Raw genomic sequence first — 15,883 nt, forward strand, 5'->3', positions numbered from 1 at the left:
TTCAATCGGTACCGCCCGAGCCAAGTTTTTTGATGCCATTGATCAAATCTTGGAAATAAGTCCTTCCTACAGGGACAGAATCATTAGCAATCATTACTTCCCTGGGGTTGATACTTCTGATCTCATCCAGACGGACAATGTAGCTTTTATGAATCCTGAAAAATTCTTCTATTGGAAGCACGGATTCAAATTCCTTAAGGATATTTCGGAGAGAAAAGACCTGTGTCCGGGTAACTAATGTAGTATAATTACCATCCCCTTTTAGCCAAAGAATATCTACCCATTTCACTTTCACTAAATTTCCTTTGTTACGAATGAAAACCCCATCCTTAATTAGAAAACTATCAACTTTTCCGTTGGAATTTCCATTTTCGACCTGCCAGTCTTTATCACTTCTGATTTCTTTGAGTACTTCCTTCATTACCTATGTCATTTGATCCAATCAATGAAATAACATCTTGTTAAAGGAATTGTTTTTAATGGACGCAGGCTATCAGATAGAATCTGTTTCGTTGATGGTTTTGGTGTTTTTTCTGATGATCTGATCTAGGTCTTCGGCTAGAACTTTGAGGTAGGAAAGGTATTTTTGGTTTTCCTTATCCAATTGCTTTTTATCAATCAATTCAAGCAAGCCAAGAATGGACGATAGTGGAGAACGAAGGACGATGGATTGCGAATAAAGAATCTCTTTTAATATATTGTTTTGCTCCGCAAGATTACCAAGCATCGCCTTGCTATCGTGGATATCCTTATTGGTATAGATAAAGCCGATAACTTTTTTATTTTGATTGGTAACAGGATAAAACTCATGTTTGAACAACCTTGCTTCTAAAGTTTCATTCAAAAAAATTGTTTCTTCAAATGACAGGTTCCTGCCTGCAATAATATCTTCTAAGTGAGTTAAAACCTTTTCTTCCAAACCCGGCAGTAAAAAATGAAGGAATTTTTGCCCTTCCTTTAAGACTTTGCCGAGGTATTGTCTTACTTGGCCTGAGGCGAGGTCATTGAACCTCATGATTCTCAAATCTTGACTCATGAGATAATAACTTTGCTCAGAGTTATTCAGGATAGTATCCAATGTCAATTCCAAACGCCCAAGTTCATTACCCAAAAGCTGAACTTCAGACACATCCTTGAAGTAAATATCCATCCAACCAAGCCTCGGATGAATGATTATCTGAAACCATTTTCCTGATTCGGAAATAAAATCGTCTATGACCGTAATGGAATCCGTTTCTTTTGCCTTTTTGAACTGAATTGCATATTCATAAATCTTAGGGTCAGGAAATACCTGCCAGATTTTCTTGTTGATAAGTCCAATGCCGGAGGTTCCGAAAAATGATTCAGCCATTTTATTGGCAAACTGGATTTCCCAATCACTGTTCATCTGAAAATAAATATCAGATTCCACACTGACTTTATAGCCTATTTCATTTGAAAGGTACTCAGATTCATTTTTGATGCTGCCCACCCCAAGAATTCCCAAAAAATCACCCTCACTGTTTTTTAAAACTGAAAACTCCCAAGAGATCAGGCTGTTAAAATGACTTTGGGAAAAATAAATGATATCATTTGGCTTTCCGATCAATTCTAAAACGAGCGGCTCAACTTCTTCTCTTTGTAAATCATTGAACAATTCAAAAAATTCAGGTTGGAATGTAACCCCCAACTTAAAGAATTCCCTGAATTTGGAATTGGAATGAATTACGCCACCATCCAAATCCAAAACACTAACCAGGAGACTAGTAGTTTCTTTGAGGAAAGTGGGCAACAATTCCTTGATTTCTTTGATTTGAACCATTGGGATTAGAAACTGCGGAGGTATCCGGTGATGAATTTGCGAGATAATTAAACTTCAGTAAAGACCCGCAATATAAACATTCTCCAAAACACATTTAACAATTAGATTACAAATCTGAAAATCAACACTTTATAAGGAAATCCAAAAAAGTAATATTACAGCAATAAACTTCAATTTAAATGATAGAAACCGCACAAAAACACCTAGAAATTATTTTCGATGGAAGTGAAAAAATTTTACTTCCAAGCACCGGTTTCGTTCCAAAAATAAATCCATAAAAATCACGATTTCTAAAATTTCACTAAATGGAATAGATCGAAACTACTGTGCTCAGGTTTATTTCCTATTTGTTGATTTAGGTTCAAATTTAGCGGACAGCAGGCCGTCATCAGGTGGTCTTTTGACGATTACCCACACTAATTAAACCTTAGCATTTACCAACAGGCATCAATGCGAATAATCATTATATATTTTTTCCGGTTGAAAGTCAACGGATTAATCAGCACAACTTCCTAATTTACTATGGGTGCCCATTTAAAGGTATTTCAGTTTTGTATATCTAATGAATTATCTTTTATATTTGCATTCCTTAAGTCAAAATACCAAGCCAAGATTTGAGAAAATAACAAACAGAGAGTTGGGTGAGTGGCTTATCCCGATTGCTATCGGGACAGCAGTTTGCTAAACTTAAATTAAAACAAATAGAGAGTTGGGTGAGTGGCTTAAACCAGCAGTTTGCTAAACTGTCGTACGGGTAATTCTGTACCGGGGGTTCGAATCCCCCACTCTCTGCAAATGAAAAGCCTGGCGCATCGCGCTGGGCTTTTTTGTTTTTTAACAAGCCAAGCTTGCTTGCGCGAAGTGAGAACAAAAAAGTTCGAGGCGAACGGAGTGAGCAGGTTTTTCTTTGCAATTCCCCCCAATCGGGATCGACGAAGTCAATCCCCCACTCTCTGCAAAGTAAAAGCCTAGCGCATCGCGCTGGGCTTTTTTGATTTTTACGAGCCAAGCTTGCTTAAGCGAAGTGAGAACAAAAAAGACCAAGACGAACGATTGAGCAGGATTTTCTTTTGCAACTCCCTAACCTAGGTGTAGTCTAACGTTGGATGCTGCGACTAGGTGTATGCCGATAACTATCGGCATGTAATTACACCCTTTTATCCTTCCATCCACGACAATTGTCGGATGCAATTGGACTATTCAACCAAACACCCAAACCTAAGGTAATTCTTGGTAAAATGAATTGCAAATTCATATAATAGGAAAGCGTAGTTACAAACTACGCTTAGCGGATACGCCATTCTATTCCCTGACGGGGAAATCTCCTAAAGTTGACTCTTTCGACCAACAGTCTGCCGCGGCTGAGCGAAATATGGGTAGCCATGGGAAAGGTAGTAAACCAAATTCTTTACTTTCTCTAATCTCCATGCATCGCAGCCCGGGGTTTAAAAGTGCGGTTTTTTCAGTCCTGATTATTCTCGGGATCGGTCACGAATCCCCTAAGAATGAAAATCCTCATTACCGAAATGGTTAGAAACTCCTCCTCAAAACAAAAATCCCCCTTCAGGGGGCAGGGGGTAGACCAACAACCCCGAAGTGGGCTGAATATTAATAACCCCGTGCAAGGGGCTACTTCACTTCTCATATTCAAATAAATTTCCATGCACCGCCGCTCGGGGATTTGAAAGGGTATGAGTTGGAATTTCGGTCACGAATCTTCTTAGAATGAAAATCCTCATTACCGAAATGGGGGGAGAATTTTATAGTTTTTTCTTTTTCAATCATTTGATAAATACTTCTCCTATCCTTCTTGTGTCACTTTTTGCCTTACCACAAATGATACATAATAGAAATTATTTCAAAAATTATATTTCATGTCGGTTTGTCGACTCCAAACAAGGGATAATACTTTAGGAGGAACACAACGCATCCTCATTTTTTCCCAACAAACATTTTAAATTTCCAACTTCTCTTTTAAAGTAAATTGGTAGTTTTACTAGTATAAATCGGAATAAAATCCTTTCTGATAACTTACAAACAAATTCAAAGGAGTTTCCATGGAAGACCTTACAGCAAGTAATATCGCGCTGGTTATAATCAGCGGTTTGGGTGTAATTCATGGCCTTTTTCTCGCAGCTTTTCTATTTTTACACAATAGAGGAAATAGCTTGTCCAATCGGCTTCTCGGTTTTCTCCTTATTATTCTGTCATTCAGGGTTGGCAAATCCGTTCTACTTGAGTTTACTCCTGACCTTAATGTGAAGATCATTTTCATTGGACTAGGTTCCATGTTACTTATCGGCCCTTTATTTTACCTATTTTCAAAATCCTTACTCTCGCGCTCATTTACCATCAGAAAGACTCATATTCTACATTTCCTTCCTGCTCTTTTAGGACTATTTTTTGGTTTATGGATTGAAGAAAGTCACCTCAGGTCCTACCCAATCTGGATTTTTCTATTTGCTTATGGTATATACTATGGCCATTACATCATGTATGTCATCTACAGTTACAGAGAAGCTCAAAAAGCTTCTACCATTCAATCTTCCAATTTTCAACTGCTTAGGCTAATCTTCATCGGTCTATTGTCAATTTGGTTTGTTTATTTTCTAAATCTATTTGATGAAGACATACCCTACATTATTGGCCCTATTCTTTATTCCATTGTCGCATACTCCCTCAGCTATGTAGTGATCAAAAATCGGTTTATTGACAAAGTAGATCACGAAAAATATAAGTCCACTCAAATTACGGAGAATCTGGGTGATGAAATCTATTCGAGAATTCAGCATTTGATGATAGTAGACAAGAAATTTAAAAATCCGGATCTGACTCTCAAATCCCTCAGCGAGCAATTAAAACAGAGTCCACAGATAGTATCAATGGTAATCAACCAAAAAAGCGGTAAAAACTTCAACACCTATATCAATCAATACCGCATCGAAGAAGCTTCAAAACAACTTCGCGATTCAAAATTTGAGCATTATACAATATCAGCCATTGCAATGGAATCCGGATTTAATAGCATCTCCAGTTTTAATTCCGCCTTCAAAAAACATACAAGTTTAACCCCTTTGGCATTTCGCAACATGCGGTAGAATGATCAGTTACTCTTTCGAAATGATCATTTAGGGAGTTTAGATGTCATGACCGTATTTTCTTTGTTGAAAAAAATATACTCATGTCAAGAACTAATAAATTTGTAAAATGGTCACTGATTGGGGTGGCAGGAATAATAGTTTTGTTGGTGGCTTTCGGATGGTGGATTATGAGCTTGGTAGCCCCACCAGATCCATCAGCTGAAAATCTCCCAAATGTATTACCAAACTCACTGTCCTATCTGACAGAAAATCCGGTGCTAAAAAGAGGAAAAATTTTAGCCGTAGTTACCAGTGCGGGATCTTTTGAAAGCACAGGTAAGAAAACGGGATACGAACTTACAGAGCTTTCCCTAGCCTATTATGTGTTTGAAGCCAATGGATTTGAAGTGGACATTGCAAGTCCACAAGGAGGTGAGCCTCCCATGGTACTCGATGATGAAGATATGGGCGCCTTCGATTATGCCTTTCTAAATGACCCGCTTGCTCAACGAAAAGCAAAAAGTACCATCGTGATGGATAGCGTTAATATAGAGGAATACGATGCTATCTACTTTGTGGGCGGCAAAGGTGCAATGTTTGATTTCCCTGAATCGAAAGCTATTCAACAGGCCATCCAAATATCCCACGAGAAAGGAAAAGTAATTGGTGCAATTTGCCATGGCCCTGCTGCCTTGGTAAATGTAAAATTGAATGATGGCACTTTTTTTCTAAAAGGCCGCAAGGTAAGTTCATTTACAAACAGGGAAGAACTTTTCTTAATCAAAGATGCTCGGGACCTGTTCCCATTCCTATTACAGGATAAGCTGATAGAAAATGGTGCTTTGTTTTCTGAAGGAGCCATGTATCTTGAAAATGTCATCGCTGATGGAAACCTAATCACAGGTCAAAACCCCTGGTCCACCTGGGGAGTAGCTGAAGCTATGATCAAGCAATTAGGTTATGAACCGAAAAAAAGGCAAAAGACTGACGCCGAAAATGCGGTATTGGTTTTAAATGCCTACGAGAAGCAAGGCTATAAAAGTGCCAAAAAAGTCATTGAAGACTTGAAATTTGGTGAGAAAGAATTAATCAACAGAAATCTGATAGCCATGCACGCAGTGGTATCAGCGATGCGGTGGGAAATTTCAAAAGGGTTTGGGATTATTGGGCTGTTATGGCATGCAAAGTCACTTTCTTGACAGTTTCATTATTCAAATCAAAAGAGTTAATGATTTAATCCATCTCCTTCTGGGAGGATATAAAAGATGCACCAGGGGTGTATTCATACGTTGGATGCTACGACTGGGTGGAATTTGTAATTCCACCCTTTTATCCTTTTCAATTTGTAATTGGACTAGCCAAACAATCGCGCAAAAAGAATATTGGTAGGCATATTGTGAATTACAAATTCAATGCGATACAAAGGCGTAGTTACAAACTAGCGCCAGTATAATTGGACTAGCCAACCAATCAAGCAAACTGAATATAGATAATAAGAAAGCTAATCTTTCACAAATTCAAACTTAACGGCATCAGCTATCACGTATTTACTCTCTTCGCCATGAATGGTTAAGGCTTGTTGAAATCCTTTTTCGAAAGAATAAGTCCCAATTTTAACCCATTTACCTCCATTCGTTTTTTGATTAACTGTTAGGTTTTCATCACCTTTGGAATGGTGAACTGTAAGACGGACATTGGCTTCATACTCTTTGGAAGAAGGGTACCATGTAAATACCTTATACTGACCTGATTTGAAAAAGTAAGGCTGATAAATAAATTCTCCACTCTTTCCTTTTGGATTGTATCGGAAATTCATTTCAAAACGACCCGCATGAACCGTTTCCTGCTCCTGCCAATCTCCTGTAAAAAAAGTATACCCCTTCATGTTGTTGTCTATCACAATTTCATCTTCGGAATTCCAATTTCCATATGGATTGTCCTTCAATGAAAGGATTTGTTTATACCCTTTTAATTTTTCCCGCAAAGCATAAACATCAATCTGTTGGACCGGCCGCTTTGATTTAAATGCCATTGCTGCAGCCACTCCGGCAGATTCCCCCATAATCATATATTGGGGTTCCATTCTTATCGAGGCAATAGCGATGGCACTGCCAGAAATGCAGACCGGAACAATGAGATTTTCACATTCTTCAAATTTTGGAACTAAAGCACGGTAAGGTATCTCATATTGCGCCACCGGAATGGACAAATACCCCTCATTGTACGTTTCTGCTTTCATGTCAGGAAACCGGCTTATCTCCATATAACTGCGTTGCATTTCGCGAACATCGATATTATATGATCCCATTCCAATGGCGTCATATTTGACCGTATCCTGCATCAAATCATGTTGGGTCAAAAAATATTCCCCCTTCATCCTTCTTCCCACCCTGACATATAGTTGATGTGGGAAATGGTTGTTATTTACATACTCATCCTTACATAGACCAAACTTTTTCATGGCATCCCTGACATGAGTAGGGACACTTGGATCGTGGGAGAGAAACCATGCCAATCCGAGGGTATAGTCTTTATGCCATTGCCAAATGCTGTCTCTTTTTTCATAATCAGCATCCGGATATAACCAGCTTGAGCCATCGAGAAGATTGGTGGATATTCCAACTGAAGAGTTTATATCAGATTTGCCATTGGGCAATGTCGGCCAAAAACCGATCAAGGGTCCTGCTGAAGGTTTTTCCTTGTAATACCTCCTTACCAGTTCATAGTTTTTGGGATCGTAATTGTCAGGTTTGGGCCATGGGACCATGTTTTCCGGTCGATCCGTGGCGATTAACCGAAAACAATACGACTGCACACCCTCATCCCCCTCTCCAATTCCTACCATGGGCTTTTGATGAATTAGCGGTAAGATCTTCTTCTCCTTATCATCCCAAAAGGGATTTATTCTCGCGTCAATTTGGTGGCTGGTAAAAGTGATGGGCTGTCTTCCTGCCCAAGATTCATTGTAATCTTTGATCCCTTCCCTGCCAACTACATAAGAAATACCCGCCTTGGCCATTAAATCTCCTTCGTAACTGGCATCAATAAATACAGAACCACTCACCTGATGATTACCAGAAAGGGTGATTTTTGAAATTCTATTATTTTCCTTTTCAACAGCTATTACCCTTTTTTCATACATCACTTCAACCCCATATTCATCCAGCCAGTCTTTAAGGATTTTTTCGCCAACGTGGGGTTCCGGACCTCTCCAATTGAAGACATGTGTATTATAATGTTCAGCAATCCTTCGGTAGAATTCTGTGGTCAACCCTCCAATTACTGTCCTGTCACCATAGTCAGTATGTGAAAGTCCTCCTGTGACCATACCCCCCACATTTCTTCCAGGTTCTATCAACAAAACTGATGCACCTTCGCGGGCAGCTGCGACAGCGGCTGTAACCCCGCTGGCAGTTGCTCCATATATGATGATATCTTTTTGGACAATAGACTGCCCAAATGTGATATTCCAAAAGAAAATATATAAGAATATTGTATTGGATGTTTTTAACATCAATGACTTTAATTTTTTCATCATGATTCAGGGATTTATTAGTAGCCAGAATTTTGTTCTAATGCCTGATTAATATCCATTTCTCTTTGGGGAATGGGGAAGAGCAAATGTCTGTTATCGATTGTAGGATTTCGGCCAAAACTAGACTCATTTGTAACAGCCGCAATCAATTGCTCTTTTCGGACCAAATCAAACCATCGGTGTCCTTCAAAACTCAACTCAATTCTCCTTTCTTTAAGGATGGCATTTCGAAAATCTGTTTGGGAAAGTCCAGTAAGTGGATTTAAACCTGCTCTAGTCCTGACTTCATTAATCGCGTTAAATGCTTCAATATTTGGACCTCCACCGGATTCATTGAGTGCTTCGGCATAGATCAGTAAGATCTCGGCATATCTCATATAAGGAAAACTTTTTGCGCCACCTGAGAATACTGTACTTGAAAGATCCGCCAGTTTCCAAAAAGAAATAGCTCTTGAAAAATCGGGATTATCGATGGACAATTCTACTGTCTGACCATTTGAGGGATTAACATAAGAAGTCAGAAAAGAAACATTTCTTCTTTTATCAGTGGGCAAAAACTCGTCCCAAAGGCTTTTTGAAACACGAATCGTTCCGAATCCATTAAATGGGACAATAGGAGCTCCACGGGGTGCCCAGTACGTCGAATGAGATTGACCAAAAACATCCCTTGCGTATGTGATTTCAAAAATATTCTCACGCCCTCCTCGGCTACTGACTTGAAATACATCAGCATATTCAGGATACAAGCTGTAAATACCCAAATCAATTACTTCCTTGGCTTTTGTAGCTGCTAGGGACCAGTCTTGCGAACCTTGATTGTTTCCTGCCCGGGTCAAATATACCTTTGCCATTAAGCCTTTTGCAGCTCCAATAGTCGCTCTTCCCGCCTCAGATGCCGGATATGATCGTGGTAACACTGTCTCAGCCTCAGAAAGGTCCTTTAAGATTTGCGCATAAACTTCATCTTTGCTATTTCTAGGAGCTTGTAATCCGGATAATGTATTGGTTTCTTTTAAGACAACAGGTACTCCCCCATAAAATCTCACCAGATTGAAATAATGAAACGCCCTCAAAAATTTCGCTTCGGCCACCAGCCTGTTTCTTAATTCAATATTCATTTGAATAAGAGGGACCCTTTCAATTACAACATTAGCCCTTTGTATCGCCTGAAAGGAGATCGCCCAAATTCCTGATGTCCAGCTATTAACAGGCACAAATCTATAATTCCATAATGCAATCCTATCTGCGTTTCCTTGCAGAAATGGAATACCGTCATCTGCTGCTACTGTGGTCGGAGTCAGGATAGTTTCTGCTGAATACTGATTCCCATACATGGGTTGTAATACACTATAAACTGCATTTAGGGCATCAATTGCATCCCCTTCCGTTCTATAAAATGTTTCAGTAGTTCTTTGATCTAGTGGAGCCAAATCCAAATCCAACTGGCATGAACTCACCACTAAGCATACAATAAATAGATTGAATATATTTCGAGTTTTCATAACATTACAAGTTAAAATTTAACATTAAGACCAATCAATATTGTTTTTGACATGGGATACGCCCCAAAATCCAATCCTTGATTCGTGGATCCGGATCCAAAAAAATTGACTTCAGGATCGTATCCAGAGTAATTTGTCAATGTGATCAAATTTTGTCCTGCAACATAAACCTTCGCTGATTTGATAGAAAGTTTGTTTATTAAACTTGAAGGTAAATTGTACCCCAACGAAATATTTTTAAACCTAAGATAGGAGCCATCCTCAATATGAAAAGTGGATAGAATTCGCTGCCCTCCCTGAGAATTTGCCCTTGGGATATCCGTATTGGTGTTGGTTGGAGTCCATCTGTTCAAAACATCTCTTGATTGATTGTTTTGCCCATTTAAATTATGTGTTTCAAATTTCTGAAAATTCAAAATGTCATTTCCATAACTACCTTGGATAAACACATTCAATTCAAACTGCTTATAAATCAAAGTATTGTTTAATCCACCAAATAATTTGGGATTTGGATTTCCAATAATTTCCCTGTCCCGGTCATTGATTACACCATCATCATTCAAATCTTTGAACCTAAAATCCCCAGGCCGTGCATTAGGCTGGGCGGAATTATTGACCTCTTCCTGAGTCTGGAAAATACCTTCTACCACCCTACCATAAAACGCACCTAATGGTTCTCCTACCCTAGTGATATTGTAGCCTACCACATTGCTGAAAACTCCCCCTATAAATTCCCTGCGGCTTTCATCGAGATTAAGGATTTTATTTTCGTTGAAGCTGATATTAAAATCAGAATACCACTGAAAATCCTTTTTATCCATAACGAGTGCGTTGATACCAAATTCAAAACCTTGATTTTCAACTTTTCCTATATTTTGTAAAGAGGTACTAAATCCACTCGATTGGGGAATATTTACCGTTATCAATAGGTCCGAAGTTACCTTTCTGTAATAGTCTGTAGTTATTTGAATTCTATTATTGATAAAACCGAAATCCAAACCAACATTCAACTGGGCATTTCTTTCCCAACCTAAATCAAAATTACCAACTCTGTTTTGCGCTCCTCCTACCCTTAAATTCCCTCCTAATACTGTCTGAACTGGCGCTATGGAGGACAAAAACTGATAATCACCGATTTCCTGATTTCCGGATAACCCATAACTTGATCTTAGTTTGAAGTCAGACAAAATCTGCTGAGACTTCATGAAGCCTTCATTGATTATTCTCCATGCAAAAGCTCCTGAAGGAAAAAATCCATATTTTCTGTTAGGACCAAACCTCGATGAACCATCTGTTCTAGCTGTAAAAGTCAATAGATACCTGTCGTCATAGCCATAATTGACCCTTCCAAGAAATGATATCAATCCCCACTCAACGACGCCCGAACTTGGCGCTCTTAAAGTGGCACCAGAACCTAGGTTATTGTACAAAGCAAAATCATTGCTGAAATTGGATGCATTGGCAGTAAAAAATTCATAATTGAAACCTTGTTGTGTAAATCCTACTAGTGCAGAGAAATTATGTTTTTGAGCAAATGATTTAGAATAATTAAAGGTGTTTTCATTAAGCCAGTTTACATTAAGACCGGCAGAAACTGAAGCATCTCCATTTGAGGAAAATCCTAAATTTGTTTGCCTTGTTGCATAAAAGTTGTTTTTATTGTTTAAAATATTTGCCCCCCATGTAGTTCGGAAAGTCAAATTATCAGTGATTAAAAAATCAGCATAGGAATTAGCAAAAATCCTTGTTGCATAAGCCCTGTTATAAATATCATTGGCAATAGCAAGCGGATTATCCACCTGCTGACCATTTAACGTACCTAAATTTCTATAGAAATTGCCGTTTTCATCAAACTTTGGAAAAACAGGGGCAAAATTTAATGCTGCAACAGTTACTCCGGCTGCTTGTTGTCCTCCGGTTTCTGTTCTGGCTATCCTTTCATTTGTAAATGCACCTTGGAGGGAAAGTCCTACTTTAATCTTTGAGGAAACATTATGATCAAGATTTGTCCTTACAGAATACCTTTTGAAAAAGGAATTAATAATAAGTCCCTGTTGATCAAATAAATTTCCAGAAATAGCATATTTCGTTCTTTCATTCCCTCCGGAAATGGAAAGTTGATAGTTTTGAATAGGTGCTGCCTGAAACACCTCATTCTGCCAGTCAGTATCGTATGGAACATTTCCCGGTAAAGGTCTTTCTGCAGAGGATCCATCAAAATAAGGTACGCCTCCACCATTAACCCTGGCTTCGTTGATAAATTCCGCATATTCTGTTGAGTTTAATAGCGGAATTTTTCTCCTGACGTTTTGAACACCGTAATAAGATTCAAAATCTACGGAAGATTGACCGTCTTTGCCTCGCTTGGTGGTAACAATTATTACCCCATTTGAGCCCCTTGAACCATAAATTGCAGTTGCAGAGGCGTCTTTTAAAATTTCGATGGACTCTACATCCATAGGGTTTATGGTATTCAAATCTCCTATCGGATACCCATCAATGACATAGAGCGGTTCGTTACCGGCAGTCACAGAACCAGTTCCTCTAATTCTTATAGTAGTTCCGCCACCCGGTCTCGCTGAATTTTGTGTTACTGAAACTCCCGCTGCCCTACCTTGTAAGGCTCTATCTATGGCTACTATTGGAGTGGCTTTGATGTCCTCCTCTTTTACTTGGGCAATGGATCCTGTAAAATCAGACCTTTTTACGGTACCATATCCAATCACAACAACTTCTTGCAAAGCCCTTGCATCTTCTTTTAACACTATATCTAAGTTGGTCTGGTTATCAATTCTTATTCTTTGCCGCTCAAATCCAATAAAGGAAAATACCAAAACCCCTCCTTCAGGCACTTCAAGTGCGAAATTCCCATCTAAATCAGTGACAGTTCCAATCGAGGTACCTTCGATAATGATGGAAACCCCAGGCAATGGATCATTTTTGACATCTTTTACATTACCGCTCACGGTGACCTCATAACCTTCTACTATTTGAATGCTTCCCTCATCTTTCCGTCTTTTTTTGGCATTCACATGGATGTTATCATTTACTTGCACAAAGCTCATCTGGGTTTGTCTGGAGATTTCTTCCAATACCTTATACACAGATTGACTACCATCAACGATAGTCACAGACTGATTGAAATCAATCATATTGTCATTGTATGTGAAACGGAAGTCAGTATTGGTTTCAATTAAATCAAAAGCTGCACGGACAGGTTTGTCTTTCAGCGCGATTTTAACTTTTACATTTTCAATGGTTTTCCTTTGGGCATTGCTGTCATTTGCAATCAATACACTGCAGAAAAACAACTGAATGATAAATCCATATAGAAGTCTTTTGGAGAGCATAATAAGTTGTCTCTGTATATTTTTTTTCATAATATTGAATGGTTTAAGTGGTCAAAACTTGAACTCTTGCCTCTCCGTGCTACCAAGTGAAGAGAGGCTTGGAAAGGCAGAAAAACAGTTCCCCCCAGAACTACTTCTGCCTTTTGCTTTTTATCCTGAATCTAACTTCTTGTCTGTCATTGTTTTTATGGTTTGGTTATCTTGACTTTTTTGCCTGTTAATTCATATTTCAATCCCGAGGTATGGCTAATTCCTCTCAATACATTTTCCAGGGTTTCACCTTTGTATTGTCCCGAATACACCCAGTCTTTGCTGATTTTTCCTTTCACTTCGATTTCTACCCCGTACCATTCTTCTATCTTGGATGTGGTCTCTTCAAAGCTACTCTTGTTAAAAACCAGATACATCTCCTTCCAACCGGCAATCTCCATTTGGTCAAATCCCGATTTATAGAATTTACCATCCTTTCTTATCACGAGCATTTCGTTGGGATCCAGCAAAACTTGGTTTCCCCGTTTGTCATTGACCCTCACTTTTCCTTCAACCAAGGCGACAGCTAGGCCATCTCCATTTTCCTTTACATTAAAAGAGGTTCCAAGCACATTGATCGCATTGTCCCCGACCGATACTATGAATGGCCTGCCATCTTTAGCTACTTCGAAATATGCCTCCCCTTCGAGTTTGACCGATCTGAGGTTGTCAGCAAATACCTCCGGGTAGGAGATTTTACTTGCAGCATTCAGATGGATTTTTGTCCCATCAGCCAACAATAAAATGGACTTTTTGCCTGCAGGGTTGGCTTTAGAAACTACCATTGTTTCTAAGGTCTCTGATTCTATCTTTATTCCCTTGATCATGCCTTCATAAGAAATCCACATACAAAATCCGATGACAACAGTGGCTGCTATTTTCCTGATGGAAAAAATTGAAAACCATGGATTGGATATATTTGTCTTATACGTTTGATCTCTGTTCCATTCATCTGCCTGGATGATGTTCTCAAACATATCCACATACATCGAATCAGAAATCCCGCTGTTTTGCTCAGCCTGAATGGACCGGATGACAGACGCTGCCTTTTGTACAACCTGTCGTTTTTCAGGATGCTCCGAGATCCATTTTTCCCAAAAATGTTGGTTATTCTCATCAGGATTTTTTACCCATTGGATAAAAAATTCGTCTGTGAGAAAATGCTCTATGTCGTAATCTTTGAATTTCATTGTATAGAATTAATGCTTAAAATATGCAATAGGTATAATAGGTTTTTAATTTTTCAAGAGTTGCTTTAAGCTTTCAATTGCCCTGTAGACCAACTTTCTTGCAGTCTTGACTTGATTGAATTCCAAGACTTCTGCGATTTCCTTGTAACTCATACCCTCCTCATACAATAAAATGAGCGCTTGCCGCTGTTTTGGAGTCAGTTGGTTTAAGGCCTGTTTCAACTGGGTATTTATTTCATTTTCGGATTCCATCTGGATTACTTTAGTCTCATGGGAAACCTCAATCAAAAATGCATTTTCCGGTAATTCTATGCTTTGGATGGATTGACTGTTTTCTTTCTTCATAGTCCGAAACAGATCCCGCTGCAATGATTTGAGAAGATAAGATTTGATGCTTACCACTTCTGAAAGTGTCCCTCTTTTCCTCCGCAGGTCAATAAAAAGATTTTGGATACCATCCTTGACCAAATCAACATTGCTCGTAATCTGCATGCCAAAATTGAACAGGATGGGTGTATAGCACCTGTAGATATAATTGAATGCTGCTTCCTCGCCTTTGTTAAAAGAATTCCAAACCTCCAAATCAGATTTTTTTTCAAAGATTTTGGTTGATTCAGAATGAGTCAAAGGAACAACAAAAGAAATTTTGGTTTTTTGGGATTTGTTGACCATAAAGGTGTAGTGGTTATTCGGGTTTCTAATAGTAAGAGGAAGTTTCCTTTAAATATGACCCCATTATATTCTGAAAATATTTCAAAAAAAATATCTACAGAGATTATTAGGGAAATATTCGCTATTTCAACCTAGATAATTCCATTTGTGCAAATGCCCCACCTTCAACCAACAGTCCGCCGCGGAGGAGCGAAATATCGGTAGCCACGTTCAAGGTGCTTCTCAAAATACTTTACTCAAACAAATTTCCATGCGCCGCCGCTCAGGGATAAAATGACGTTTTCTAAGGTTCCCGATAATTATCGGGATCGGTCCCGAATCCCCTAAGAATGAGAATCCTCATTACCGAAATGGTTGGGAGCATCCTCCTCAAAACAAAAATCCCCCTTCAGGGGGCAGGGGGTAGACCAACAGTCCGCCGCGGCGGACTGAAATATTATTTACCCCGTGCAAGGTGCTTATACAATTCTCATACTAATTTCCATGCGCCGCCGCTCAGAGATAAAATGACGTTTTCTAAGGTCCGATAATTATCGGGATCGGTCCCGAATCTCCTATGAATGAGAATCCTCCTCCTATTCCTTCCCCACAGACCAAAAGCCCCATCGGAGCGAAATATTTGTAGCCATGGGTAAGGTGCTATACCAAATCCCATACTTTCCGAAATCTTAATGCACCGCAGCCCATGGATAGAGTGACGTTTTCCAACGTTCCCGATAATTA

9 protein-coding genes and 1 tRNA gene are annotated in these 15,883 nt (G+C 39.0%); 3 read left to right on the top strand and 7 right to left on the bottom strand.

Translation table 11 applies throughout. The features are described from left to right. Position 1 precedes the first annotated feature (1 nt). Entirely contained in the window at positions 2-421 is a 420-nt protein-coding gene (locus M3O96_RS18485; RefSeq protein WP_249723007.1) for a LytR/AlgR family response regulator transcription factor, read from the bottom strand. A gap of 72 nt (positions 422-493) precedes the next feature. Continuing rightward, a complete protein-coding gene (locus M3O96_RS18490) occupies positions 494-1,801 on the bottom strand; it encodes a PAS domain-containing protein (RefSeq protein ID WP_249723009.1) in 1,308 nt (435 codons plus the stop codon). Between the two features lie 703 nt (positions 1,802-2,504). On the opposite strand from M3O96_RS18490, the gene M3O96_RS18495 reads away from it, so the two are divergent. The 3 genes from M3O96_RS18495 to M3O96_RS18505 all read left to right on the top strand — a co-directional run bounded on the left by M3O96_RS18495 (position 2,505) and on the right by M3O96_RS18505 (position 6,080). Next, positions 2,505-2,593: transfer RNA gene (locus tag M3O96_RS18495), tRNA-Ser, on the top strand. Positions 2,594-3,858: 1,265 nt separating this feature from the next. Further along, the gene (locus M3O96_RS18500) at positions 3,859-4,899 is read left to right on the top strand and encodes a helix-turn-helix transcriptional regulator (protein WP_249723010.1); all 1,041 of its coding nucleotides are present in this window, start codon (positions 3,859-3,861) and stop codon (positions 4,897-4,899) included. Positions 4,900-4,982: 83 nt separating this feature from the next. Continuing rightward, the gene (locus M3O96_RS18505; protein ID WP_249723012.1) at positions 4,983-6,080 is read left to right on the top strand and encodes a type 1 glutamine amidotransferase domain-containing protein; all 1,098 of its coding nucleotides are present in this window, start codon (positions 4,983-4,985) and stop codon (positions 6,078-6,080) included. A 302-nt stretch (positions 6,081-6,382) separates the two neighbouring features. On the opposite strand, the gene M3O96_RS18510 is transcribed toward M3O96_RS18505, so the two are convergent. The 5 genes from M3O96_RS18510 to M3O96_RS18530 form a co-directional block, all read right to left on the bottom strand. Then, positions 6,383-8,419, bottom strand: coding sequence for an FAD-dependent oxidoreductase (locus M3O96_RS18510; RefSeq protein ID WP_249723014.1), 2,037 nt, complete (start codon positions 8,417-8,419; stop codon positions 6,383-6,385). 14 nt (positions 8,420-8,433) lie between these two features. Continuing rightward, positions 8,434-9,918, bottom strand: a complete 1,485-nt coding sequence (locus M3O96_RS18515) for a RagB/SusD family nutrient uptake outer membrane protein (RefSeq protein WP_249723016.1) — start codon at positions 9,916-9,918, stop codon at positions 8,434-8,436. Positions 9,919-9,929: 11 nt separating this feature from the next. Then, a complete protein-coding gene (locus tag M3O96_RS18520) occupies positions 9,930-13,298 on the bottom strand; it encodes a SusC/RagA family TonB-linked outer membrane protein (protein WP_249723018.1) in 3,369 nt (1,122 codons plus the stop codon). 155 nt (positions 13,299-13,453) lie between these two features. Next, a complete protein-coding gene (locus M3O96_RS18525) occupies positions 13,454-14,488 on the bottom strand; it encodes a FecR family protein (RefSeq protein WP_249723020.1) in 1,035 nt (344 codons plus the stop codon). 45 nt (positions 14,489-14,533) lie between these two features. Beyond that, entirely contained in the window at positions 14,534-15,160 is a 627-nt protein-coding gene (locus M3O96_RS18530) for an RNA polymerase sigma factor (protein ID WP_249723021.1), read from the bottom strand. Between the last annotated feature and the right edge of the window lie 723 nt (positions 15,161-15,883).

The sequence above is a fragment of the Aquiflexum sp. TKW24L genome, from assembly GCF_023502205.1.
In the GTDB taxonomy this organism is placed as follows: Bacteria; Bacteroidota; Bacteroidia; order Cytophagales; family Cyclobacteriaceae; genus Cognataquiflexum.